Here is a 20,605-nt window from a genome sequence, read left to right as displayed (position 1 = left end):
TGGCCGCCCCGGCCGCGGGCACCTGGTGGCCATGGCTGATGCGGGAATCACCGAAATGACGGGCCGGGCCGGCGTCGTCGCGGCGCTGCGCCGCGTGTTGCTCGCTTTCGGGGTCGGTGGTGCGCTGGCGTGCCTCGCCTGGATGGCGTTGTGGCTGGCCATGCACGTCTAGGTCGGCCGGCTCCGGCCACGCGCGGCGCGTCGTGGCCGGAGCCTGACCTCACTGGCAGGCTTCGCAGTCCGGGTCGTCGATGCGGCAGGCGGCGCCGTCGGTGAGCGGGAAGTCGAAGTCCTCCAGCTCGGGCACGGCGACGGACTCTTCCGGGGTGGTGGTGGCGGACATGGGCCCTCCCTTGTGGACGAACGGGTTCTCCTGGGTGTAGCGCCGAAGATCGCGGTGCATTCCGTGACGCGCACCACACCGGCGAGGCCGCGGCAACCGGCTCGGCCGGATGCCCGCGCACCTCAGGACCATGGTTGTGTCCGCGACGGCCGTCGTGGGTAGTCCCTTCCCGGACGATCACGGACTCGGCGGAAGGTGGCTCTCGTGCCGCAGTGGGTGGAGGCGGGGCTGTGGGGCCTCGTCGGCGGGGTCGCACTGGTGCTCGGCGCCGCCGTGGCCTGGTGGGTGCGGGTGTCGCGGCGGGTCGTCGCCGGCATCATGGCCTTCGGGGCCGGTGTGCTCATCTCCGCGCTCGCGTTCGACCTCGTCGACGAAGCCCAGCGGGCCGGCGGGCTCTGGCCGACCGCCGGCGGCTTCCTCGGCGGCGCCGCCGTGTACGTCCTGATCAACGTGCTCCTCGCCCGGCGGGGTGCCCGGCACCGCAAGCGTTCCGGCGGGCAGCAACCGTCCGAACAGGACACCGCGGGCAGCGGGGCCGCCATCGCCGTCGGTGCCCTGCTCGACGGGATCCCGGAATCCGTCGTGCTCGGCGTGTCGCTGCTCGGCGGCGGGGGAGTCGGGGTCACCGTGCTCGCCGCCGTGTTCATTTCGAACGTCCCCGAAGGCCTGTCCAGCGCCGCCGGCATGAAGACCGCCGGCCGGGGGGCCCGGTACGTCTTCGGCGTCTGGAGCGGCATCGCGATCGCCAGCGGCGTCGCGGCCCTCGCCGGCAACCTGCTGCTGCGGACCGCGTCCCCCGCGACCGTCGCCGCCATCACGGCGGTGGCCGCGGGGGCGATCCTCGCCATGATCGCCGACACCATGATCCCCGAGGCGTTCGAACGCACCGAGCTCTACACCGGCCTGCTCGCCACCATCGGCTTCCTCACCGCGTTCGTCATCGGGCACGCCGGCTGAGGGCGACCGCGACCACGACGCCCGCCGCGGTGAACAACGCGGCGGCCACGGGGCTCAGGAACTTCGACAGGCTCGGTGCGCTGCTCGGCCCGGCCAGCCACGCCGTCAGCGCACCGGCGTAGACCACGGCGAGGGCGGCGGCCCACCGGCGCCGCGCCCGCCGCCGCAGCGCACCGATCAGCACGACGGCGATGGGCACGCCCGACAGCAGCGCGAACTGGCCGGCCACCAGGACCGGGACGGACCAGGCCGCGACGAGAACGGCCTTCGAGGTGCGGGGCGGGGCGGTGGTGGTCATCGTCTTCTCCTCCCGGGGAACGAAGCTCAGCGGGCTTCGGCGGTGGTCTTGAGGTCGGCGAGCCAGGCGTCGAGCCCGGCGGCCAGGTAGCGGATGGCGGTGGCGGGGTCGGCCTCGATCTGCTCACCCGTCCAGCTCTCCTCGGTGCGGACGAGCACGCCGCCCCGCACCGGCGTGAACGTCCAGACGTGCACGCCGCGGTCGATGCGCAGGCCGTCGCCGATCGCCGGGCCGGTCCAGCGGACGCACCGGCCCGGCTGCAGCTGCCCGACCGTCGAGGTGATGACCAGGGTGGTCGCCGGGGTCGTGGGGGTGGGCGGTGTCGGCGTGGTCCAGCGGAACCGCGAACCCGGCCGTAGCGGCCCGGGGTCGAGCCGTCGTGCGCTGGTGACGGCCGGCTGCCAGGCGGGCCAGCCCGCCACGTCGGTGTGCAGCTTCCAGACCGCGGCGGCCGGCGCCTTGATCAGCGATTCGGTCCGGTAGTGGAGCCGCGCCGCCGGATCGATGCCCACGCCGCGGCAGCTCAGGGCCGTCGCCGGGGTGGCTCCGGCCGGGGCGGCGGTACCCACCAGCCCCGCGGTGGCCGAAAGGGCGAGCAGGGTGGAACGGAGCCGGGTGCCGAGCATGGTGTCCTCCGGTTGGTTAGCGCTTGTTTGGATAGTTAGAACCTATAACCAGAGTGGTGTGAGCGTCAATAGGAAAAGTGATAGCCTCTAACAGTGATGAGCGAGAGCCCGCGAGAGCGTTATCGAGCCCAGGTGCGCGAGGAGATCAAGCGCCACGCGTGGGAGCAGATCGCCGCGGCCGGGGTGCCCGCGCTGTCGCTCAACGCGATCGCGAAGCAGGTGGGCATGAGCGGGCCCGCGCTGTACCGGTACTTCGCGAGCCGGGACGAGCTGATCACCGCCCTGATCCGGGACGCGTACCGCAGCCTCGCCGACACCGTCCGCGCCGCCCGCGAAGGCGGGGCCGGCCTGCCCGGCCTGGCGGACACCATCCGCGACTGGGCGCGCAGCGATCCGCAGCGGTACTTCCTGATCTACGGCACGCCCGTGCCCGGCTACCACGCACCGGGCGACACCACCGCGATCTCGTTCGAGGTCATGGCGGTGCTGATCGAAGCCTGCGCCGAAGAGCCGGCCGGCGAGCCGCCGACGCCGTTCGACGCGCACCTCGAGACCCACCGCGAGTGGGCGGGCGGCCACCCCGCGCCGGCCGCGGCCCTGCACCGCGCGCTGTCCTTCTGGATCCGCCTGCACGGGGTGCTGTCACTCGAGCTGGCGGGCCACTTCGCCGGCATGAAGTTCGACCCGGACCTGCTGATCACCGAGGAACTGGCCGCGCTGCGGGCGCGCTGACCGCCGGGGTCAGCCCGTCTGTTCGCGGATCCAGTCCGCCACGACGTCCACCCGGGCGATCGTCTCGGCACCGGGCTGCGGGCACGGCGGCCCGGTGTTGACGATGGCCACCAGCGTCCCGGTGCGGTCGTCGTCCGACACGAAGAACGGACCGCCCGAGTCCTCCGGGCACGGGCCGTTTTCGACCGTGCGCTTGCCGACCGGCTGGGCTTCCAGGGTGGCCTGGCCGATGCCCGACACCGTGAACCGCCCGCGTTTGAGGTGGTCGGACGGGCCGAGCACGGTCGCCGAGAGGGAACCCCACCCGGCGAACTCGAGCTGCTTCCCGACCGACGGCCGGCTCGTGGCCAGCGCCACCGGGACGATGTCGTCGATCGGGCGGCCGAGCTTGGCCACCGCCAGGTCGTTCACCGGCGACTGCCGGACGTCGACGACCTCGGTCGTGTACCCGCCGGGATCGGTGTCCTTCAGCCGTCCGACGGTGACGGTCATGGTGTAGGGCGGCCGCCCGCCGATCCGGGCGTCCTTCAGGTCGTGGAAGCAGTGCCCGGCGGTGACGATCCACTGCGGCGCGACCAGCGCCCCGCTGCAGGCGCCGTTGCGCACCCCGCCGCCCGGGACGGGGATGTCGCCGGACGTCAGCTTCGCGTTGAACGGCAGCGTCGGGTTCGGGGCCGGCCGGGCGGACGTCGTCACCGGTTCCCTGGCCGGGGCCGGGGCCGCGGTGTCGGGCAGGCTGTGCCCGCCGGCCGCCGCGGCCAGGATCGGGCCCACGGCCGTCACCCCGGTCACGGCGTGGGCGAACGCGAGGCCGGCTCCGGTCAGCACCGAGACCGCCACCGCTCGTGCCCGGAACTGCCGTCGTCGATCCGAAGAGGTCCTCACACTCTGATGCACGGGTGGGAGCCCGGAATGGTTGCGAGAACCGGGCGGTACTTGCATCCGCGCCGGTCAGCCGCGTCGGCGGCGGGCCGGCTTCCGCGCCGCGATCGCCGGCCACAGCACCGAAACGACCGCTTCGGGGATTTCGTCCCGGCTCTCGCCGCGGTAGAAGGCGGCGAAGTAGCTGCCGAAGCACAGCGTCGCGATGGTGTGCTTGTCGATGTCGCCGGTGACATCGCCGCTCTCCTGCAGCTGGGTCAGCACGTTTTCGACGAGCGTGACCCGCGGTTCGACGGCGTGCTCGCGGAGGATGCCGAGCAGCTCCGGGGTGCGGATCGCTTCGCCGGCGAAGTTGCCCATGAGCACCATGGCGTCCGGGTTGAAGTACGCGGGATCGAGCCGCCGGACGGCTTCGGTGAACGCCTCGCGCGGGGCCATTTCGGTCAGGTCGACGGCGTAGGAGTCGCGCTGCTTGCGGAAGCCGTAGTCGAGTGCGTCGACGACGAGCTCGAACTTGGTGCGCCACCGCCGGTACAGCGTCGGACGGCTGACCCCGGCGTCCGACGCGATGTCGCCGATGGTCATGAGGGAGTAGCCGTCGCGGACGAGGCGCTCGCGGGTGGCCAGGATGATGGCTTCGTCGAGCGCGGCGTCGCGGGGACGGCCGCCGGGCCGCGGCGCTTCCGGGTTCGTCTCGCGTGCCGACGGCATGGGGGAGAGCCTAGTCGATCCGTTACGGCGCATGGCCGTAACGGACCGCCCGCCGGGACCCGGTGCGGGCCCCGGCGGGCGGGTGGTCAGGGGCGCTGCCCCACCTCGTCGACGTAGGCTTTCACCGTCTCCGCGCTGTCGGTCGTGCCCAGGAACTGGTACGTGGTGGCGTCGAAGACCAGCACGATCGCCTGCGCCTTCGGTGAGCCCGGGGACACCGGAAACCTGATCCCGACGCCGGGGCGGCCGGCGCCGTCGGTGACGTGGTCCAGGGCCGTCAGGCCGGGCACCCTCGCCGCGGCCTCGAACAGCGCCGCGTAGGACGCCGGCTGGAGGACCTGCTCGCTGGCGAGGGTGTAGACGGCCTTGCCGATGTAGGTGGCGCGGCCGTCGCGGTCGGCCTCCTTCGCGTAGAGGTAGGCCAGCATCGCGTCGGCCGTCGTCGGCAGGTCCGTCCGGTAGACCGACTTGGGTGTGCAGTCCTCGAGCTTCCCTTCCGCGCGGGGGTCGTTCGTGCCGTACATCGGCGCCTTGCCGTTGCGACAGCCACCTTGCTTGAAGCTGCCGATCAGGCTGTCGCGGGTGCCGTCGACCGAAAGCCAGACCTCGCGGTTGGGGGGAATGGCGTATTCGGTCTTCACGTACAGGAACTGGTCGGGCCGGGGCGGCTTGGCCGGCTCCTTCAGTGCGGTGTTCGCCGCTGCGGTCAGCACCTTGACCGGGTCGGCGTGCGCCACGCCCGCCCCGACGCCGACCTGGTCGGCGGGGGTCAGTGCGACCACGGCGGTGATCGCCGCGGCCAGGCCGACCGAGGCGCCGGCGAGCCAGAACCAGCGGCGCGGGCGGTGCCGCCGTTCGCCGCGCGCGGCGGCCAGCAGCCGCTCGCGGGCCGGAGCGAGGTGCTCCGCCGGCGCGAAGCCGACGGTTTCCGCGCGGCGGCGGATCAGGTCCAGTTCATCCATGACCCGAGGTCTCCTTCACGAGGTCGAAGGCGCCGAGCGCGGCGCGGACGCGGCCGCGAGCCCGGCTGAGGCGGGATTTGACGGTGCCGACGGGAATGCCGAGTGCTTCGGCGACTTCCTGGTAGGCCAGGCCTTCCGCGGCGACGAGCAGCAGGACGTCCCGCTCGCGGGGACGCAGGGCGGCCAGGGCCCGGTCGAGCCGCGTGGCGAGGGCCTGCGCGGTGACCTGGTCGGCGACCCGGTCGGCGTGCCCTTCGTCGGCGGCCGGAGGTCCGACGGCCAGCCGGAGCTTCAGCTCGCGCACTTCCGTCCGCCGCTGCCGGGAAATGAGGTTCGTGGCGATGCCGTAGAGCCACGGCCGCGCGTCGGACCGGGCCGGATCGAACTTCGCCCGCTTGTCGAAGGCGATCAGGAACGTGTCGGCCAGGACGTCGTCGGCGGTCGCCGGGCCGAGGCGCCGGGCCACGTAGCGGTGGATGTGCCGCGAGTGGCGGTCGAAGATGACCGCGAACAGGCTCGGCTCGTGCCGCGACCGCGCGATCACGCTCGCGTCGTCGTCGGCATCGGTGTCTTCCGGGGTCATCGCCCGCCTTTCGATCCAGCCAGTGTCATGAGCTGTTCTCAGGCGGGGTGCGGCGGGTTCCGGAATCAGCGCGGTTCGGCGGTGAGAGTGACGCGCGTCACAAGTCCTCGTCTTCGGGCGGTGGGCGCCGGTTCCGCTCGTCGTCGCGCCGGGCCGACCACCTGCGCAGCAGCTCGTCCCAGTTCTCGCGGTACCGCGTGAACCACGCGTACGCCAGGAACGCGACCAGACCGGCCAGCAGGACGAGGTAGACCGCCAAGGCGGCGGGACTCGAAGCGATCGCACCCACGGCGGTCCTCCGATCGAAAGGTCAAGGGCAGCCGTCGGCGGCGTCTCCGGCCGCGAGCATGCGGCGGTTCGCCTCGCTCAAGCCGTCGGCCAGCGCGTGCAGCTGGTCCGGGGTGAGGACGTCGATCAGCAGTTCGCGGACCAGCCCGACGTGGCCGGGCGCGGCCTGCTCGAGCAAGGTCATGCCGTCGTCGGTGAGCACCGCGTAGACCGCGCGCGGATCGCTCTCGCACGCGCGGCGGCGCACCAGGCCGGCCCGCTCCAGCTGGCCGATCTGGTAAGTCAGCCCGCTCTTGGAGTTCGAGACCGCGCAGGCGAGCTCGGCCATCCGCAGTTCGCGGTCCGGCGCCGCGCTGAGCCGCGCGAGGATCACGTACTGGAGGTGGGAAATTCCGGAATCCTGCTTGAGCTGCTGGTCCAGCCGCCGGTTGAGCAGCTCGTAGGTGCCGAGGAACGTGTTCCAGGCGCGCTTCTCCTCGGCGTTCAGCCACCGTGGACGACCCATGTCACAACGGTACCTGTTGTTCAAATTCGAACTCAAGGGGTACGGTCGGCTCAGAGTTCAAATTTGAACGAGCAACCTGGAGTCACCATGATCCCCGCCGCCACCGTCCGCACCCGCGTGCGGGTCCCGCTGCGCTTCGCCGACGGCTTCTCCGCTTCGGCCGACGTCGTCACCTTCGACGGCTTGGCGGACGGCGCCGAACACCTCGCCCTGGTCTTCGGCGACCCCGTCCGGCCGCTGGTGCGCCTGCACTCGGAGTGCCTGACCGGCGACGTGTTCGGTTCCGCCCGCTGCGACTGCGGGCCGCAGCTGCGCGAGGCGGTGGAACGGATCGACGCGGCCGGCGGGGTCCTGCTCTACCTGCGTCAGGAGGGCCGGGGCATCGGCCTCTACGCCAAGCTGGACGGCTACGCCCTGCAGGACGCCGGGCTCGACACCTACCAGGCGAACACCGCGCTGGGCCTGCCCGAGGACGCCCGCGACTACACCGCGGCGGCCCAGATGCTCGCCGCGCTGGGCCGCACCGAGGTGGACCTGCTCACCAACAACCCCGACAAGGTCCGGCAGCTGCGCGAGCGGGGCGTCACGGTCGCCGGGACGGTGCCCACCGGCGTGCACGCCACCCCGGACAACCTGCGGTACCTCGACGCCAAGGTCCGGCACACGAACCACACCCTGGCCCTGCCCGAACTGGCCGGGTGAGGGGGCGCTTCAGCGCCGGGAAGCCACGGTCGCCAGCTGCTCGGTGAGCTCCGCCAGCAGCTCGGTGGCCGCGTCGCCGAGCGCGGCCAGGTCGGCCAGGGTCGTTTCCTCCGTCGTCACGGGCACAGGTCCTCCTCCAGGGCGTCGTGGCGGGCGACGACGGCTTCGGCGAACGCGGTGTGCACGCGGAGGTATTCGTCGCGGCCGACCGCCGTGTCGGCCCATTCGTGCCAGCGGATGTGTGCTTCGGCGACGTCGACCTGCGCGGCCGCCGCCACCGTGAGGGGGGACGTGCCGGCGAGGATCGCGTGGTGCATGAGCGACGGCGAGGAGCGCCGGGCGAGCTCGGCCAGGGCGGCGAGGCGGGCGAGCTCCGCGAGCGTGTCGGACGTGACCGGCCGAGGGCGCGGCCGGGGGACCGGACGCGTGTTCCCGAGGTTGTCGGTCAAGACGCTGGTCATCAAATGACTCCCGAGGCGGAGAGCAGTTGGAGCAACCCGAACGGCGGAGGTTTACCCCGGCCATGCCGGGGTAAACGCGTACGCTCGTGATCTCCGTCTCACCGCATCGGGTGGGCCACCCCGACGAGTGGCCCACCCGCCGGTCAGCTCGCCCGGACGGCCCCGCAGTGCCACGGGATCCGCTGCGGCCGCACGCTTTCCAGCGTGGGGACGACCGGGGCGATCGTGCCGTCGCGGCGGAACGTCAGCTTGTCGATCGTCGTCTCGCGGTGGGTGCCGTCGCCGCCCGGGATGCCGAAGCGGTGGTACGCGAGGTACCAGTCGTCGGTGCCGGGGACCTGCAGCATCGAGCTGTGCCCGGTGCCGAGGACACCCAGGTGGGCGTCCTTGCTCAGGAGCACGCCGCGGTTGGTGAACGGCCCGGCCGGGCTCGGCGCGGTGGCGTAGCCGACGCGGTAGTCCGGGCTGCGGGTGTCGTCGATGGACCAGCTGAGGTAGTAGGTGCCCTTCCGCTCAACCATGAACAGCCCCTCGCGGAAGTCGGCCAGGCCGTCCAGCCGGGTGATCTTCGCCGGGTCGTAGGACACCATGTCGTCGTTCAGCGGGACGACGTAGGCGTTGCCGTTGCCCCAGTACAGGTACGGCTTTCCGGTGTGGTCGAGGAACACGGCGGGGTCGATCGCCTGGCCGCCGTCGGGGTTCTTCGCGATCAGCGGCCTGCCGGAGTCGGCGAACGGGCCGGTCGGCGAGTCGCTCACCGCGACGCCGATCTTGGCCTCGGCGCAGAAGTAGAAGTAGTACTTCCCGTTGTGCTTCGCGATCGTCGGCGCCCAGGCGTTCTTGTCGGCCCAGCTGACGTCCTTGCCCAGGTCGAGGATGACCCCCTCGTCCTTCCAGTCGACGAGGTTCTTCGACGACCACGCCGAGAACTTCGTCCCGCTCCAGCCGTCGAACCCGTCGGTGGTCGGGTACAGGTAGTAGGTGTCGCCGAACGCGACGATGTTCGGGTCGGCGTTGAAGCCGGGCAGGACGGGGCTGCGCACCTCGTGCGCCTCGACCGTCCACACGCGACGCTCACCCCCGGCGCCGGTCACCGTGAACTGCTTCGGCGAGCTGAGGTTCACCGGCTTCCCGTTGTCCGGCTTGACGGTCGCGCCCGGCGCCAGGCCGAACTTCGGCGCGAGCCGGCGCAGGTCGGTGCCCGGCTTGACCGGCAGCACGACCGTCCCGGCGCCGGCGTCGATGACGGCCGGCGTCTTGAGCGCGTCGAGCTGCACCGATCGGATCGCGGTGCTGTTCGACGGGAGCGTGGCGACGTCGAGCCCGGACAGCGCCCGGTTGTAGAGCCGCACGTCCTTCATCTTGCCGGTGAAGGTCTTGTCACCGGCGTACACCGAGCGGCCGAGGTAGTTCGCCGCCGTGACGCCGCCGCCGAGGTCCGCCGGCTTGATGGTGGCGTTCGCGTTGCGGCCCACTTCGACGCCGTCCAGGTAGAGCACCTCGACGCCGTTGCCGACGGTGAGCGTCACGTTCTTCCACACCCCGCGCGGCAGCCCGCCGCCGGAGTCCGCCGCCTGTTCGGTGGTCCAGTTGCCGGTCGCGATGGCGCCGCGGAAGCCGCCGCTCGCGGTGCCGCCGGTGGTGAAGAGGTAGCCGTTGCCGGTGCCGTCCTTCGCCGTGTTGCCCAGGCCCCAGAGGAAGTACGGCGTCTGCTGGTTCGGATCGACCAGGACGTCGGCCGACACGGTGGCCGCGGCGGCGCCGGTGAGCAGGTTGTCCGGCAGCTGCACGTGGCCGTTCTTGCCGCCGAAGGCCAGCGCGCCGCCGGCCCAGGAGACGTCACCGGCGAGGGCGCCGTCGTACCCGTGCCCGGTGGTGTCGGTCGCGACCGTGCCCGACTTCGCGTCGAGCGGCCAGTGCGCGACCAGGCCCTTCGCGTCGGCCTTCACCGGTGCCGGGGGAGCGCTCAGCCGGTCCATCTCGGCCTGGGTGACCGGCAGGACGGTGCCGTGCCGCGGCGACGCGGGCAGGTGCGCGCCGGCCGACATCGTCCACTTGCCCGAGTTCAGGTCGGTGGTCTCGAACGGGACGTAGCCGCGGCCGCCGAACTCGTCGATGAACAGGTACCACTTGTTCTCGGTGTTGGACTTGAACCCGGTCGGCCCTTCGCCCGCGGACAGGCCGGGGCTGGTCGCCGTGGCCTTGCCGATGCAGTCGGCGACGAAGCCGTAGTGCGGGTCGAGCAGGTCGGTGGCCTTCTCCTCGGTGATGAACTTGCTGCACGGCGTCGAGGAGGTGTTGTTGCGCTCGTCCTTGGTGAACCGGTAGTAGGTGTCCTGGTTCTTGATGACCGTCGAGTCGATCACCGAGTAGCCCGGGTCGATCCACACCTGCGGCGCGCTGAAGGTGCGGAAGTCGCGCGTGGTCGCGTACATCATGCGGTTGTAGCTGTCACCGGTGTGGTTCGGGTCGTTCTCCGCGTAGAGCTTCGACGCCCAGTAGACGACGTACGTGCCGCGCTTGGCGTCCCAGAAGGCTTCCGGGGCCCACGTGTTGCCCGCGGTCGGCGGGGACACCTGGACGCTGCGCTGGCGCGACCAGTGCGCGAGGTCGGTCGACTCCCAGACCATGATCGACCGGCTGCCGGTGCGCTGGGCGGCGTCCCAGCCGCGGCCGGCGTAGATCCGCAGGTCGGTGGCGAGCAGGTAGAACTTGTCGCCGTCGGGGGAGCGCAGGATGAACGGGTCGCGCACGCCCAGCTCGCCGAGGCTCGACTTGAGCACCGGCTGGCCGTTGTTGAGCTCGCTCCAGTTCAGCGGGTCGTTGCCCCGGCTGAGGGCGGAGTAGATCTGCTCGCCGTCGGAGGTGCCTTCGCCGGTGAAGTAGAAGAAGCTGTAGCCCGCCAGCGGTTGCGGGGCCGGCTTGGGGACCACGGTGGCGGTGAACCGCCGCGTGGTGCTCTCGCGGCCCTGGCTGACCTTCGCGGTCAGGACGACCTTCGCGGGTGCCGCACCGGTCGCCGGCCGGGTGACCTCACCGGTCGGCGTGATCACCGACGGCGCGGACGACGTCCAGGCGACGCTCGTCCCGTCCGGGCCGCTCGCCGGCAGCGTGAGGTTGCCGCGGACGTCGTCGAGGTCGGGTACGGAAAGCGTGCTCGCGGCGGCGCGGACGCCGGTGCCGGTGTCGGTGGACGGCGTCGCGCCGGCGCCGGCGCTGCCGAGGGGGACTAGTGCGGCCGCGACGGCCAGCACGACGCCGAAACGGCGCGGGGAGAACAACTTCATCGTTGTCGGTTCCTTCGGGGCACGTCGGGACCAGCGCATGTTAACGTTAACATGATCCGGGGTACGCTGACTCTAGGTCGGTGTGGTCCGGTGGTCAAGAGCCGGACGGCCGGCGCGCCAGCTGTTCGGCGATCGCCTTCCGCGGATACGGCGTCTTCCGGCTCTCGGTGTGGAGCGCGAAGTAGAAGTCGTTGACGACCGCGGCCAGCGGGGCGTACCGGCGGAGCAGTGAAGCTTGGTGCGGCACTTCCCCGGCGGCGCACGCGCGGACGAAGTCGTTGCGGCTGCGGGCATCCGGCCACGCGCGCAGCCCGCGGACGTGCCGGTTGACCAGGTGGGTCAGCACGTAGGCCCGGTCGTGGCCGTCGTGCTCGGCGAGGAACTCCGCTTCGGCGTCCGAAAGGTCGAACTCCGGGGACACGGTCAGGCCGAAGTCCGTGAGGTAGAGCCGTTCGCCGTCGGTGACGATGTTGGCGAAGTGCGCGTCGAAGTGCTGGACGCCGCGCGAGGCCAGGAATTCGGTGATGTGCCGCAGCTCTTCCTCGAGCGGCAGGTCGTCGCCCGGCCATTCCGCCAGGCTGTGCGGCAAGTACTCGAGGAACAGCACGAGGTCGGTGGTGGCTCCGGCCAGCGCTTCCAGCCGCCGCCGCACCCCGGCGTCGCCGTGCCAGAAAGCGACGTCGGCCTCGATGCCGGCGTGCGGCCGGGGCAGGCCGGGCACGAGACGCCAATGGTGCAGGAGCGGGAAGTGCGGGCATTCCCCGCCGAGGACCCACGCGGTCGTCACGAGGTGCGCTTCCAGTTCGCGCCACGCCCCGCCGCCCGCGGAGCCGACCCCGTAGTGCGACCACGGCGGCAGCCCGTAGAGGTCGGCCGTCGAGCGGGGGTTCGCCAGTTCGACGTCGGTGAGCGGGACCCGCTTGACGAACACGGGTTCGCCGCCGGCCCGCAGCAGCCAGGACGACCCGCCGATGCCGGTGCCGAGCGGGCGGGCCGCGGCCAGGAGCTCGTCGCCGGCGTCCGCCAGGGCGGCGGCGATCTTCTCGTGGCGAGCGAGCCGGGGCGTCACGCGCGCACCAGCGGCAGGTAGACCTCGTCGACGATCTCGACGAGCACGCCATCGTCCACTGTGGTCAGTCCGCGGGTGAGGTATTCGTTGCGCAGCAGGACGAGGGCCACGGTGGCGACGCGCGGGTGCAGCGCGCCCGGCCGGGCCTCGCCCCGGGCCACGGCCCGGCCTACGAGCGTGACCCAGGCGGCGGCGCCCCCTTCGGCGGCCTGTTCGTGCAGCTGTTCGCGCAGTTCCGGTTCGTCGCCGACGCCGGTGAGGAGGCCGCGGAGGGCGCGTGCGGCCGGCGAGGTCTGGCCGCAGTTGATCGCCCGCAACAGGGTCAGCGCGTCTTCCCGGAGGTTGCCGGTGTCGGGCGGCTTGAGCGTTTCCCCGGCCAGGTGGCGGTAGGCGGCGACGCCGAGCGCGGCGCGGTTCGGCCAGCGGCGGTAGATCGCGTTCTTGTTGGTGCCGGCGCGCTGGGCGACACCTTCCATGGTCAGGCCGGGGTAGCCGGCTTCGGCGAGTTCGGCCGCCGCCGCGCGCAGGATCGCCTCTTCCAGTTCGGTACCCCGGCGCCGGGACTTCGGTGCGGCCACGAGCGTCAGCCTAGCCTATTAGGGTACGGTACGGTCCGTACCCTAACGATGGGAGTGAGCATGCGGGCCAAGGGCATCGGCTACGACACCGGCTTCGAGCGGGCCGGGCGGTTCAACCGGCCGTTCGAACCCGACCTCGTGCGGCGGGAGCTGACGATCATCCGCGACGACCTGCACTGCACCGCCGTGCGGCTGATCGGCACCGACCTGGACCGGATCGAGTTCGCCGCCCGCGAGGCGGCCGCGCTGGGACTGGAGGTGTGGTTTTCGCCGTTCCCGTGGGACCGCACCCCGGACGAGATCCTGGCCCTCCTCGCCGACGGGGCGGCCCGGGCCGAACGCCTCCGCGAGGCGGGCGCCGCGATCGTGTTCGTCACCGGTGCCGAGCTGAGCCTGTTCTGCCACGGCTTCCTGCCGGGCGACAGCATTACCGAGCGCCTGGAAAACGTGCTGGCCTCGCGGGAACTGCTCGTCGGGCTGCCGGACCGGATCAACGCGTTCCTGGCCCGCGCGGCCGAAGCGGTCCGGGCCCGGTTCGGCGGCCGTGTCACCTACGCGGCGATTCCCTTGGAGCGCGTCGATTGGGCGCCGTTCGACATCGTCTCGGTGGACGCGCACCGCTCGAAGGAGGTCGAGCACCTCTACCGCGAGGGCGTCCGGAGCCTGGTCGCGGCGGGCAAACCGGTCGCTATCACGGAGTTCGGCGTGACGCCGTACCGGGGCGCGGCCGACCTGGGGGCCCGCTGCGGCGAAATCCTCGAGTACGAAGGCGACGTCCCGGTCCGGCTGACGGGCGACTACGTCCGGGACGAACAGGAGCAGGCTCGCTACCTGCGCCAACTGGTGGAGATCTTCGCGGCGGAGGGCGTCGACGCGGCGTTCGCCTGCACGTTCGTGTGCTACGGGCTGGTGCACCGCGCCGATCCCCGGACCGACCTGGACATGGCGAGCTGGGGCGTCGTGAAGGTGCTGGAGGAGGGGACCGGCGAGACGTACCCGGACGTGCCCTGGGAACCGAAGGCGGCGTTCGGCGCACTGGCCGATTGCTACGCCTGAGCCAGGAATTCCACCATCGCCGTCGTCAGTTCCGGGCCGGTCATCGCCGTGAAGTGGTTCCCCGGCACGCGGGCGAACCGGCCGTTCGGCAGGGCCGCGGCGAGGGCGTCGGCCGTGGTGTGGCCGTCGTCCTCGTCACCGACGACGACCAGGGTGGGTGTGGTGATCCGGTCCAGGTCCGTCGTCGGCACGTGGGTGCCGAGGACGTATCGCAGCGCCACCGGATCGCCGCCGGCCTGTCGCATCCAGTACGCCGGTGACCCGGGCTCGACGGGCTCGCCGTCGATCAACGCGGTCAGGGCGGCGTGGTAGGTGCCGGTCCGGGACGTCGCTTTCCGTACGGCGTCGAGGCCCTGGCCGGCCACGACGGCGCGCCCCGGGCGGGCACCGCGGGCCAGCAGGCGCAGCACGATCCGGCCGCCGTACGAATAGCCGCCCAGGTCGTAGCCGTCGAGGCCGAGGTGGTCGAGCAGCGCGAACCCGTCGTCGGCCAGGACGTCCGGCGGGTACGCCGTGGGGTCGTGCGGGGCGGCGCTCGCCCCGTGGCCGCGCAGGTCCGGGAGGATCACCCGGTGCCCGTGCTCGGCGAGCACCGCCGCCGGGCCGAGCCAGTCGCGTCCCGAACCGGTGAATCCGTGGAACAGCACCAGCGGCCGTCCGTGCCCGAGGGTGCGGCAGGCGAGTTCCCGGCCGTCGCGGGCGCGGAAGTACTCCATACCGCGAACCTACAGCAGTCCGATGAATTCTTGGCCAACCACCGCGGCAGTCGGGTCGGCGTTGACAGAAAGCGCTGTCTCTTCTAGCTTCATAGCGCAAGACATCGGATGTCCAGCCCGGTTTCCGGGCCCGTCCGCCGGCCGATGTGCACCCCTGCCGAACTGCTCGTCAGGAAGGACACACCGACGATGCCCGAATTCCCCCGCCGGACGGCCCTGCGTTCGCTCGCCGTCTCGGCTCTCGCCGTCCCGCTCATCCTGGGTACGGCCGTTCCCGCCCACGCGGCCCCGCTGTGGCACCCGGATCCCGCCACCGACGGCCTGAAGGCCTTCGAAGGCATCGAGGCCGACCGCGGCAACCACCACCCCGACCGCAAGTACGTCGTCGTCGAGGGTGACCACTACCGCTTCAACATCTGGAAGGACGACCGCGACACCACCGGCGGTGGCGACCGCCAGCGCACCGAGTCGAAGGGCATGGTGCAGAACGGCACCACGCTGAAGATGCACAACGGCGAGACGTGGACCCTGTCCTACGAGATGTACATCCCCGCGTCCCTGCACGGCACCAGCAAGTTCACCCACATCTTCCAGACGAAGACGCCCTCGACCAACGGCGGCCCGTGGGTGACGCTCGACCTGACCCGCAGCGGCGGCAAGGAAGTGCTCAACGCCCGCGCGTACGCCAACTCGGGTTCGCCGAGCATCGCGGCCACCGACCTGGCGCCCCTGCGGAACAAGTGGATCACCATCGAGTGGACGTTCACGCCGGGCTCGAAAGGCAAGGCGGCCTGCGTCATCCGCAACGGCACCGGGTCCGGCGCGGCGATCGCCGCGCAGGGCAGCATGAGCAACGTCAACCTCCCTGACCAGGGCGACTACGTCCGGCCCAAGTGGGGGATCTACCGGTCGGTGGAGAGCGCGTCGTCCGACATCCTCGACACCTACCTGCTGTTCCGGAACTACACGGCGGCCCGCAAGTAGGTGCGCGTTCGCGCGACCAGGGTGACACTGGCGGCATGAAGGTCGTCGACGGGCAGCGTGGTGGGTACCGTCCGCCGACGACCTCGCCGGCCGCGCTGCGGCGCGGTCCGCTGCTGGTCACGGCCGTGTTCGCGGCCCTCGGCGGGGCGGTGATCCCGGCGGCCGCGCTGCCCGCGCTGTGGCGGGTCTGGCAGCTGTACGCGATGCTGTTCGGCTTGGTGGCCGCCGTCGGGATCGTCGCCGCCGTCGCGGTGCTCGGGTGGCCGACGCGCAAGACCGCCCACTTCGGCGCGCTCGCGGCGGCCGGAGCGCTCGTCCTGTGGGTGGTCAGCCGGCCGCTCGGGCTGCTGACGCGGTTCGACCCCTGGCAGCCGGCCGACACGGTCGCCGGCTTCACCGACTACGTGGCCGCAGGGCTGCAGGTCATCGCCGTGCTCGGGTTCCTCTTCGTGGCCCGGCGGCGGGCGCACCCGTGGCCGTCCGCGGCGCGGCGGGCCACGGCCTGGGTGGCGCTGTTCCCGGTGCTCGTGGCGGTGCTCGCGACCGGCGTGGCGGGCGCCGTCGCGGCCGGCGACAGCAGCACCGGGCCCGCCGCTTCGACGTTGCTCGACGCCGGCCCGGGCACGGTCGAATACTGCCGCCCCGACGGCGTCCCGCTGGCGATGGACCTCTACCGGCGGAGTGCGGGCGGCCCGCCGGTCCCGGTGGTGCTCCTCCTGCACGGCGGCGGGCTGGTGCTGGGCAACCGCAAGCCCACCGGCCCCGGGGCGCTGCTCGCCGGCTCGCGGTTCGGGCCGCTGCGGGACGAGCTGACGGCCCGCGGGTTCGCGGTCGCCGTGATCGACTTCCGGCCGGCGCCCGCGGCGCCGTGGCCGGCCCCGCTCGCCGACGCCCGGTGCGCGGTCCGGTTCCTCAAGGCCAACGCGGCCGCGCTGGCCGTCGACCCGGCCCGGATCGCGGTGGCGGGCACCGGCACGGGCGGCACGCTGGCGTCGCTGCTCGGCGTCGCGCGTGGTCAGGACACCGGCCAGTACCGCGGCCAGGACAGCACGGTCCGCGCGGTGGCGGCGCTGTCGGCCCCGGCCGCGTTCGACCTCGCCGGCCTGGATCCGCTCACCCGCGCGTCGGTGCTCATGGCGCTGGGCCGTGCACCGTCGGCGCTGCGCGCGGCGAGCCCGCTGACCTACGCCGGTCCGGGCGCACCGCCGTTCCTGCTCGGCAACGGCGGCCGGAATTCGGCCGAGTTCGCGGCCCGCCTGCGCGCGGCGGGGGTGCCGGTGACCGAGGGTGCGGTCTCCGAACGCGCGGTCGCGGAGTTCTTCGCCGCGGCCGTGGGTTGAGGCTTGCGCTGGAGCGCACTCCAGGTCCTAGCGTGGGGCCCACACCGACCACCACAGGAGCGCGTTACATGGAACTCGGCTTCCACCTGCCCATTTTCGACATCGACGGCGGAACGTCCGCCATCGCGGGCGAGCTCGCCCGCGTGGGCGCCGCGGCGGAGGAAGCGGGGGCGACCTGGCTGTCCTTCATGGACCACTACTTCCAGATCGAGCCGACCGGCCTGCCCGCCGAGTCGAACATGCTGGAGGGCTACACCACGCTCGGCTACCTCGCCGCGCACACGTCCCGGATCGACCTCGGCCTGCTGGTCACCGGGGTGACCTACCGGCACCCCGGGCTGCTGGCGAAGATCGTCACCACGCTCGACGTCCTCTCGGGCGGCCGGGCCACCCTCGGCATCGGGGCGGCCTGGTTCGAGCGCGAGCACCGGGGGATGGGCGTGCCGTTCCCGCCGATCGCCGAACGGTTCGAGCGGCTGGAGGAGACGCTGCGCATCTGCGCGCAGATGTGGGACCCGGCGGACAACGGCCCGTTCGAGGGCAAGCACTACCAGCTGGCCGAAACGCTGTGCTCGCCGCAGCCGATCAACCGCCCGAAGGTCCTCGTCGGCGGCGGCGGGGAACGCAAGACGCTGCGGCTGGTCGCCCAGTACGGCGACGCGTGCAACCTCTTCGGCTCCTCGCCCGAAGACGTCGCGCACAAGCTCGACGTGCTGCGCCGCCACTGCGACGACGTCGGGCGTGACTACGACACGATCCGCAAGACGATCCTGGCCAACAACCCGCGCCCCACGCCGGAAACCCGTGACGAGTTCGTCCGCTCGATGGAGGGGTACGCGAAACTCGGTGTGCGGACGGCGATCGTCACCCCGACGACGGGTTCGCCCGCCGCGTGGATCGAGGGCATGGCCCCGGCGGTGCCGCAGCTGGCGGAACTCGGCTAGCCGGTCAGGATCCGCGCGGTGACCAGCTCCGGCCGCTGCAGCGGCAGGGCGTGCGTCGCGCGCGGCACGATTTCGACGTCGAACAGCGGGTTGAGCGCTTTCACCCGCTGTTCGACCTCGCGCGCGGAGTGGATCACGCTGCGCTCGCCCAGCACCAGCCGGACGGGGACGGTCACCGCGCGCAGCTGGTCATCGGTGAACAGGTACTCCGATGGGTGGTGCGCGCGGTACTTCAGGCCGCCGAACAGCAGCGGCCGGAGAGTGCGCCGCACCGCCGCGCGGGGGCGGGGGTCGAACCAGGTAGCGACTTCCCGCACGCTCCAGAAGAGGAAGCGCCGGCCGATCGGCGCGAAGCCGGGTGGCTCGAAGGCGACCACCCCGGCGATCCGGCCGGGGGTGCGGGCGGCCAGGGCGAGCGCGAGCCACCCGCCCCGCGAAACCCCGGCCAGCAGGAACTTTTCGGGCCCGAGACCGTCGAGGACGTCGGCCAGCCAGTCCGCGCACTCCTCGGCGGTGGGCATCGGCCGCGTCTGGCGCGAGCGCCCCGGTTCGCCGAGTGTGTCGACGGCGAAGACGCGGTGCCGCTCGGCCAGCTCGGCGACGTGCGGGTACCAGGACAGCGACGTCCCCATGAGGCCGGGCAGCAGCACGATCGGTGGCCCGGCCGCGCCGCTCGCCCGGACGCGGGTCGGGCCGTACCGCGTGCCGATGTCCAGATCCCGCACCGGAACGGGCCAGCGTGTGGCGATTTCGTCGTAGGCGGCCAGATATCGCTCTTCGCTGCGGGCGTTCTTGAACTCGCCGATCATGAACCCTCCCCAGGTTTCATGGTGCGGACACGGTAACACACTTCCGCTGCCGGTGTTTTGTCCATAGTGGACGGTCGAACTCCCGGTGAACCGCCTCGCCGTTTTGTCCGTGTGCCCTGGTGAGGTGGCGACCCGAGAGGAGGGGCTGATGCCCCACGTGCGCACGACAGGACGACACCGCAAACCCGCGACGATCGGACTAGCGGCACTGGTGGGCGTAGCCGGCGCAACGGCGGCGGCGATCGCGTTGACCAGCCCGGCGAGCAACGCGGCGACGGAGCAGTGCAGCGGCCTGGACACGGCGTTGCAGAACAACCTGACGTACATCGCGAGCCAGCGCACGGCCCCGGACGCCCAGTCGAAGGCCCGAATCGCCGACAGCCAGGCGGCGGCCGACCGGCTCGGCCAGCAGCGCAAGGCCGCGGGCTGCGCGAACCAGGTGGCGGCGAACGAAGTGGCGGCCCAGTGCGCGGCGATCGCGGCGGCCGGCCAGGACGCCATGGCGGCGGAGAAGGAAGCGGCGGCTGGGAAAAAGGCGGCCGGCCAGGACAAGGCCGCCGCCGGAAGCGGCAAGGCCCAGCACAAGGGCATGGCGGCGGGCAACGGTGCTGCTGACGAGAACGGGATGGCGGCGGAGAACGGTGCCGCCGACGAGAACGGGATGGCCGGAAAGAAAGCCGCGGCCGCGGAGAACGGTGCGGCCGACGAGAACGGCATGGCGGCCGGGAACGGCATGGCCGACCAGAACGGCATGGCGGCACAGAAGGGCGCGGCGGCCGGCAAGAAGGGCGCGGGCAAGAAGGCCGACGAGAACGGCATGGCCGGTCAGAAGGCCGCCGAGCAGGATGCCGCTGCCGTCCAGGCCTGTGAGGTGGTCCAGAAGTGCCTGGCCCAGGCCGCCGGCGTGGCCGACGCCAACGCCATGGCGAACGAGAACGGCAAGGCCGAGGAAAACGGTGCCGCCGCCCAGAACGGCATGGCGGATCAGAACGGCATGGCCGGCGAGAAGGGCATGGCCGATCAGAACGGGATGGCCGGCCAGAAGGGCATGGCCGATCAGAACGGGATGGGCGCTCAGCAGGGCGCGGCCGATCAGAACGGCATGGCCGCGGACGACAGCGCGGCCGACCAGAACGGCATGGCGGCGGAAAACGGCGCCGACGGCAAGGCCGCCAAGCAGGAAGCCGCCGGTCAGAAGGATGCGGCGAAGCAGAACGGCATGGCCGGTGAGCAGCAGAACGCCGGCCGGATCGTGCTCTCCGCGCAGGACTGCGCGGGCATCCTGAACTGCGTTGGCCAGGCCGCCGATCCCGCTGCCGCTGCGCAGCAGCAGGGGATGGCCGCCGAAGAGAGCCAGAAGGCCGAGAACCAGAAGGCTCAGAACCAGAAGGCTCAGGACCAGAAGGCTCAGGACCAGAAGGCTCAGGACAAGCAGAAGGCCAAGAACGACAAGGCCGGTAAGAAGGCCGACGAAAAGGCCGATGCCGCCGGCGCGGCCGCGGTCAAGTGCGTCGCCGCCGCGGTGGCCGCGGCCGGGAAGGCGCCCGCGGGACGTTGAGCAGCACCGGACCCGGACCGGCGGCCCACGCCCCGGTCCGGGCCCGGACCCGCGAAGCACCCGTGCCGGCGGACCCCCCCCAGGCTCGCGGAGCACCCGCACTGGCGAAACACCCCCTCCGGCGAAACACCCGAACCGGTGACCGGCGGGAACTCCGGCCCGTCGCCGGTCGTTGACCGGACGGAGCGCAGTAGTCTGGCGCTCGGAAAACGAC

Annotated in this window: 24 protein-coding genes; 9 read left to right on the top strand and 15 right to left on the bottom strand. The window is 72.1% G+C overall.

What is annotated here, in order from left to right; genetic code table 11:
• The first annotated feature begins 31 nt into the window (after window positions 1-31).
• Window positions 32-172: a hypothetical protein gene (locus AB0F52_RS18125; RefSeq protein WP_199191080.1), complete on the top strand. Its 141-nt coding sequence runs from the start codon at window positions 32-34 to the stop codon at window positions 170-172.
• A gap of 48 nt (window positions 173-220) precedes the next feature.
• On the opposite strand, the gene AB0F52_RS18120 is transcribed toward AB0F52_RS18125, so the two are convergent.
• Complete coding sequence (locus tag AB0F52_RS18120) at window positions 221-343, bottom strand: hypothetical protein (RefSeq protein ID WP_255410490.1); 123 nt, start codon at window positions 341-343, stop codon at window positions 221-223.
• Window positions 344-547: 204 nt separating this feature from the next.
• On the opposite strand from AB0F52_RS18120, the gene AB0F52_RS18115 reads away from it, so the two are divergent.
• Entirely contained in the window at window positions 548-1,300 is a 753-nt protein-coding gene (locus tag AB0F52_RS18115) for a ZIP family zinc transporter (protein ID WP_360171693.1), read from the top strand.
• Here AB0F52_RS18115 and AB0F52_RS18110 read toward each other — a convergent pair.
• Both AB0F52_RS18110 and AB0F52_RS18105 read right to left on the bottom strand, forming a co-directional pair.
• Window positions 1,281-1,598, bottom strand: a complete 318-nt coding sequence (locus AB0F52_RS18110) for a hypothetical protein (protein WP_360171690.1) — start codon at window positions 1,596-1,598, stop codon at window positions 1,281-1,283. The genes AB0F52_RS18115 and AB0F52_RS18110 overlap by 20 nt on opposite strands.
• A gap of 26 nt (window positions 1,599-1,624) precedes the next feature.
• Window positions 1,625-2,224, bottom strand: coding sequence for an SRPBCC family protein (locus AB0F52_RS18105; RefSeq protein ID WP_360171687.1), 600 nt, complete (start codon window positions 2,222-2,224; stop codon window positions 1,625-1,627).
• Window positions 2,225-2,320: 96 nt separating this feature from the next.
• Here AB0F52_RS18105 and AB0F52_RS18100 point away from each other — a divergent pair, with 96 nt between their 5' ends.
• Window positions 2,321-2,956 (top strand): TetR/AcrR family transcriptional regulator, encoded by a 636-nt coding sequence (locus AB0F52_RS18100; RefSeq protein WP_360171684.1) that lies wholly within the window; start codon window positions 2,321-2,323, stop codon window positions 2,954-2,956.
• Between the two features lie 9 nt (window positions 2,957-2,965).
• Here AB0F52_RS18100 and AB0F52_RS18095 read toward each other — a convergent pair whose 3' ends face one another.
• The 6 genes from AB0F52_RS18095 to AB0F52_RS18070 all read right to left on the bottom strand — a co-directional run bounded on the left by AB0F52_RS18095 (window position 2,966) and on the right by AB0F52_RS18070 (window position 6,887).
• Entirely contained in the window at window positions 2,966-3,796 is an 831-nt protein-coding gene (locus AB0F52_RS18095) for a trypsin-like serine protease (RefSeq protein ID WP_360171681.1), read from the bottom strand.
• A 111-nt stretch (window positions 3,797-3,907) separates the two neighbouring features.
• Window positions 3,908-4,549, bottom strand: coding sequence for a TetR/AcrR family transcriptional regulator (locus AB0F52_RS18090; protein ID WP_360171678.1), 642 nt, complete (start codon window positions 4,547-4,549; stop codon window positions 3,908-3,910).
• Between the two features lie 86 nt (window positions 4,550-4,635).
• On the bottom strand, window positions 4,636-5,511 hold the full coding sequence (locus AB0F52_RS18085; protein ID WP_360171675.1) for a CU044_5270 family protein: 876 nt from the start codon (window positions 5,509-5,511) through the stop codon (window positions 4,636-4,638).
• Window positions 5,504-6,094 (bottom strand): RNA polymerase sigma factor, encoded by a 591-nt coding sequence (locus AB0F52_RS18080; protein ID WP_360171672.1) that lies wholly within the window; start codon window positions 6,092-6,094, stop codon window positions 5,504-5,506. Before AB0F52_RS18080 ends, AB0F52_RS18085 begins: the two co-directional genes overlap by 8 nt.
• A gap of 97 nt (window positions 6,095-6,191) precedes the next feature.
• A complete protein-coding gene (locus AB0F52_RS18075; protein WP_360171669.1) occupies window positions 6,192-6,383 on the bottom strand; it encodes a hypothetical protein in 192 nt (63 codons plus the stop codon).
• Between the two features lie 21 nt (window positions 6,384-6,404).
• A complete protein-coding gene (locus tag AB0F52_RS18070) occupies window positions 6,405-6,887 on the bottom strand; it encodes a MarR family transcriptional regulator (RefSeq protein WP_360171666.1) in 483 nt (160 codons plus the stop codon).
• Between the two features lie 87 nt (window positions 6,888-6,974).
• On the opposite strand from AB0F52_RS18070, the gene ribA reads away from it, so the two are divergent.
• A complete protein-coding gene (ribA, locus tag AB0F52_RS18065) occupies window positions 6,975-7,589 on the top strand; it encodes a GTP cyclohydrolase II (protein WP_360171663.1) in 615 nt (204 codons plus the stop codon).
• A gap of 116 nt (window positions 7,590-7,705) precedes the next feature.
• Here ribA and AB0F52_RS18060 read toward each other — a convergent pair whose 3' ends face one another.
• The 4 genes from AB0F52_RS18060 to AB0F52_RS18045 form a co-directional block, all read right to left on the bottom strand.
• Window positions 7,706-8,050: a hypothetical protein gene (locus AB0F52_RS18060; protein WP_360171660.1), complete on the bottom strand. Its 345-nt coding sequence runs from the start codon at window positions 8,048-8,050 to the stop codon at window positions 7,706-7,708.
• Window positions 8,051-8,193: 143 nt separating this feature from the next.
• Window positions 8,194-11,337, bottom strand: coding sequence for a family 43 glycosylhydrolase (locus tag AB0F52_RS18055; RefSeq protein ID WP_360171657.1), 3,144 nt, complete (start codon window positions 11,335-11,337; stop codon window positions 8,194-8,196).
• A gap of 94 nt (window positions 11,338-11,431) precedes the next feature.
• Complete coding sequence (locus AB0F52_RS18050) at window positions 11,432-12,406, bottom strand: hypothetical protein (RefSeq protein WP_360171654.1); 975 nt, start codon at window positions 12,404-12,406, stop codon at window positions 11,432-11,434.
• Complete coding sequence (locus AB0F52_RS18045; RefSeq protein ID WP_360171651.1) at window positions 12,403-12,984, bottom strand: TetR/AcrR family transcriptional regulator; 582 nt, start codon at window positions 12,982-12,984, stop codon at window positions 12,403-12,405. Before AB0F52_RS18045 ends, AB0F52_RS18050 begins: the two co-directional genes overlap by 4 nt.
• A 60-nt stretch (window positions 12,985-13,044) precedes the next feature.
• Here AB0F52_RS18045 and AB0F52_RS18040 point away from each other — a divergent pair, with 60 nt between their 5' ends.
• On the top strand, window positions 13,045-14,040 hold the full coding sequence (locus tag AB0F52_RS18040; protein WP_360172055.1) for a hypothetical protein: 996 nt from the start codon (window positions 13,045-13,047) through the stop codon (window positions 14,038-14,040).
• Here AB0F52_RS18040 and AB0F52_RS18035 read toward each other — a convergent pair.
• Window positions 14,031-14,756, bottom strand: coding sequence for an alpha/beta fold hydrolase (locus AB0F52_RS18035; RefSeq protein ID WP_360171648.1), 726 nt, complete (start codon window positions 14,754-14,756; stop codon window positions 14,031-14,033). The genes AB0F52_RS18040 and AB0F52_RS18035 overlap by 10 nt on opposite strands.
• A 189-nt stretch (window positions 14,757-14,945) precedes the next feature.
• Here AB0F52_RS18035 and AB0F52_RS18030 point away from each other — a divergent pair, with 189 nt between their 5' ends.
• From AB0F52_RS18030 to AB0F52_RS18020, 3 genes are all read left to right on the top strand, one after another.
• Complete coding sequence (locus AB0F52_RS18030; RefSeq protein ID WP_360171645.1) at window positions 14,946-15,740, top strand: hypothetical protein; 795 nt, start codon at window positions 14,946-14,948, stop codon at window positions 15,738-15,740.
• A 35-nt stretch (window positions 15,741-15,775) separates the two neighbouring features.
• Window positions 15,776-17,080, top strand: a complete 1,305-nt coding sequence (locus AB0F52_RS18025) for an alpha/beta hydrolase (RefSeq protein WP_360171642.1) — start codon at window positions 15,776-15,778, stop codon at window positions 17,078-17,080.
• A 68-nt stretch (window positions 17,081-17,148) separates the two neighbouring features.
• Window positions 17,149-18,024 (top strand): LLM class F420-dependent oxidoreductase, encoded by an 876-nt coding sequence (locus AB0F52_RS18020; RefSeq protein ID WP_360171639.1) that lies wholly within the window; start codon window positions 17,149-17,151, stop codon window positions 18,022-18,024.
• Here AB0F52_RS18020 and AB0F52_RS18015 read toward each other — a convergent pair.
• A complete protein-coding gene (locus AB0F52_RS18015) occupies window positions 18,021-18,833 on the bottom strand; it encodes an alpha/beta hydrolase (protein WP_360171636.1) in 813 nt (270 codons plus the stop codon). The genes AB0F52_RS18020 and AB0F52_RS18015 overlap by 4 nt on opposite strands.
• A 148-nt stretch (window positions 18,834-18,981) precedes the next feature.
• On the opposite strand from AB0F52_RS18015, the gene AB0F52_RS18010 reads away from it, so the two are divergent.
• On the top strand, window positions 18,982-20,391 hold the full coding sequence (locus tag AB0F52_RS18010; RefSeq protein ID WP_360171633.1) for a hypothetical protein: 1,410 nt from the start codon (window positions 18,982-18,984) through the stop codon (window positions 20,389-20,391).
• The last annotated feature ends 214 nt before the right edge of the window (window positions 20,392-20,605 follow it).

Source organism: Amycolatopsis sp. NPDC024027, assembly GCF_040638975.1.
Classification (GTDB): domain Bacteria; phylum Actinomycetota; class Actinomycetes; order Mycobacteriales; family Pseudonocardiaceae; genus Amycolatopsis.
Note: the sequence above shows the minus strand (reverse complement) of the source record. Positions and strands in the feature narration are given on the sequence as shown.

Coding starts and splice junctions, on each gene's coding strand:
- AB0F52_RS18090 (WP_360171678.1), bottom strand. CDS start 4,549: ATGCCGTCGGCACGCGAGACGAACCCGGAAGCGCCGCGGCCCGGCGGC.
- AB0F52_RS18030 (WP_360171645.1), top strand. CDS start 14,946: ATGCCCGAATTCCCCCGCCGGACGGCCCTGCGTTCGCTCGCCGTCTCG.
- AB0F52_RS18025 (WP_360171642.1), top strand. CDS start 15,776: ATGAAGGTCGTCGACGGGCAGCGTGGTGGGTACCGTCCGCCGACGACC.
- AB0F52_RS18015 (WP_360171636.1), bottom strand. CDS start 18,833: ATGATCGGCGAGTTCAAGAACGCCCGCAGCGAAGAGCGATATCTGGCC.
- AB0F52_RS18080 (WP_360171672.1), bottom strand. CDS start 6,094: ATGACCCCGGAAGACACCGATGCCGACGACGACGCGAGCGTGATCGCG.
- AB0F52_RS18100 (WP_360171684.1), top strand. CDS start 2,321: ATGAGCGAGAGCCCGCGAGAGCGTTATCGAGCCCAGGTGCGCGAGGAG.
- ribA (WP_360171663.1), top strand. CDS start 6,975: ATGATCCCCGCCGCCACCGTCCGCACCCGCGTGCGGGTCCCGCTGCGC.
- AB0F52_RS18085 (WP_360171675.1), bottom strand. CDS start 5,511: ATGGATGAACTGGACCTGATCCGCCGCCGCGCGGAAACCGTCGGCTTC.
- AB0F52_RS18105 (WP_360171687.1), bottom strand. CDS start 2,224: ATGCTCGGCACCCGGCTCCGTTCCACCCTGCTCGCCCTTTCGGCCACC.
- AB0F52_RS18040 (WP_360172055.1), top strand. CDS start 13,045: ATGCGGGCCAAGGGCATCGGCTACGACACCGGCTTCGAGCGGGCCGGG.
- AB0F52_RS18060 (WP_360171660.1), bottom strand. CDS start 8,050: ATGACCAGCGTCTTGACCGACAACCTCGGGAACACGCGTCCGGTCCCC.
- AB0F52_RS18120 (WP_255410490.1), bottom strand. CDS start 343: ATGTCCGCCACCACCACCCCGGAAGAGTCCGTCGCCGTGCCCGAGCTG.
- AB0F52_RS18020 (WP_360171639.1), top strand. CDS start 17,149: ATGGAACTCGGCTTCCACCTGCCCATTTTCGACATCGACGGCGGAACG.
- AB0F52_RS18110 (WP_360171690.1), bottom strand. CDS start 1,598: ATGACCACCACCGCCCCGCCCCGCACCTCGAAGGCCGTTCTCGTCGCG.
- AB0F52_RS18125 (WP_199191080.1), top strand. CDS start 32: ATGGCTGATGCGGGAATCACCGAAATGACGGGCCGGGCCGGCGTCGTC.
- AB0F52_RS18055 (WP_360171657.1), bottom strand. CDS start 11,337: ATGAAGTTGTTCTCCCCGCGCCGTTTCGGCGTCGTGCTGGCCGTCGCG.
- AB0F52_RS18010 (WP_360171633.1), top strand. CDS start 18,982: ATGCCCCACGTGCGCACGACAGGACGACACCGCAAACCCGCGACGATC.
- AB0F52_RS18035 (WP_360171648.1), bottom strand. CDS start 14,756: ATGGAGTACTTCCGCGCCCGCGACGGCCGGGAACTCGCCTGCCGCACC.
- AB0F52_RS18070 (WP_360171666.1), bottom strand. CDS start 6,887: ATGGGTCGTCCACGGTGGCTGAACGCCGAGGAGAAGCGCGCCTGGAAC.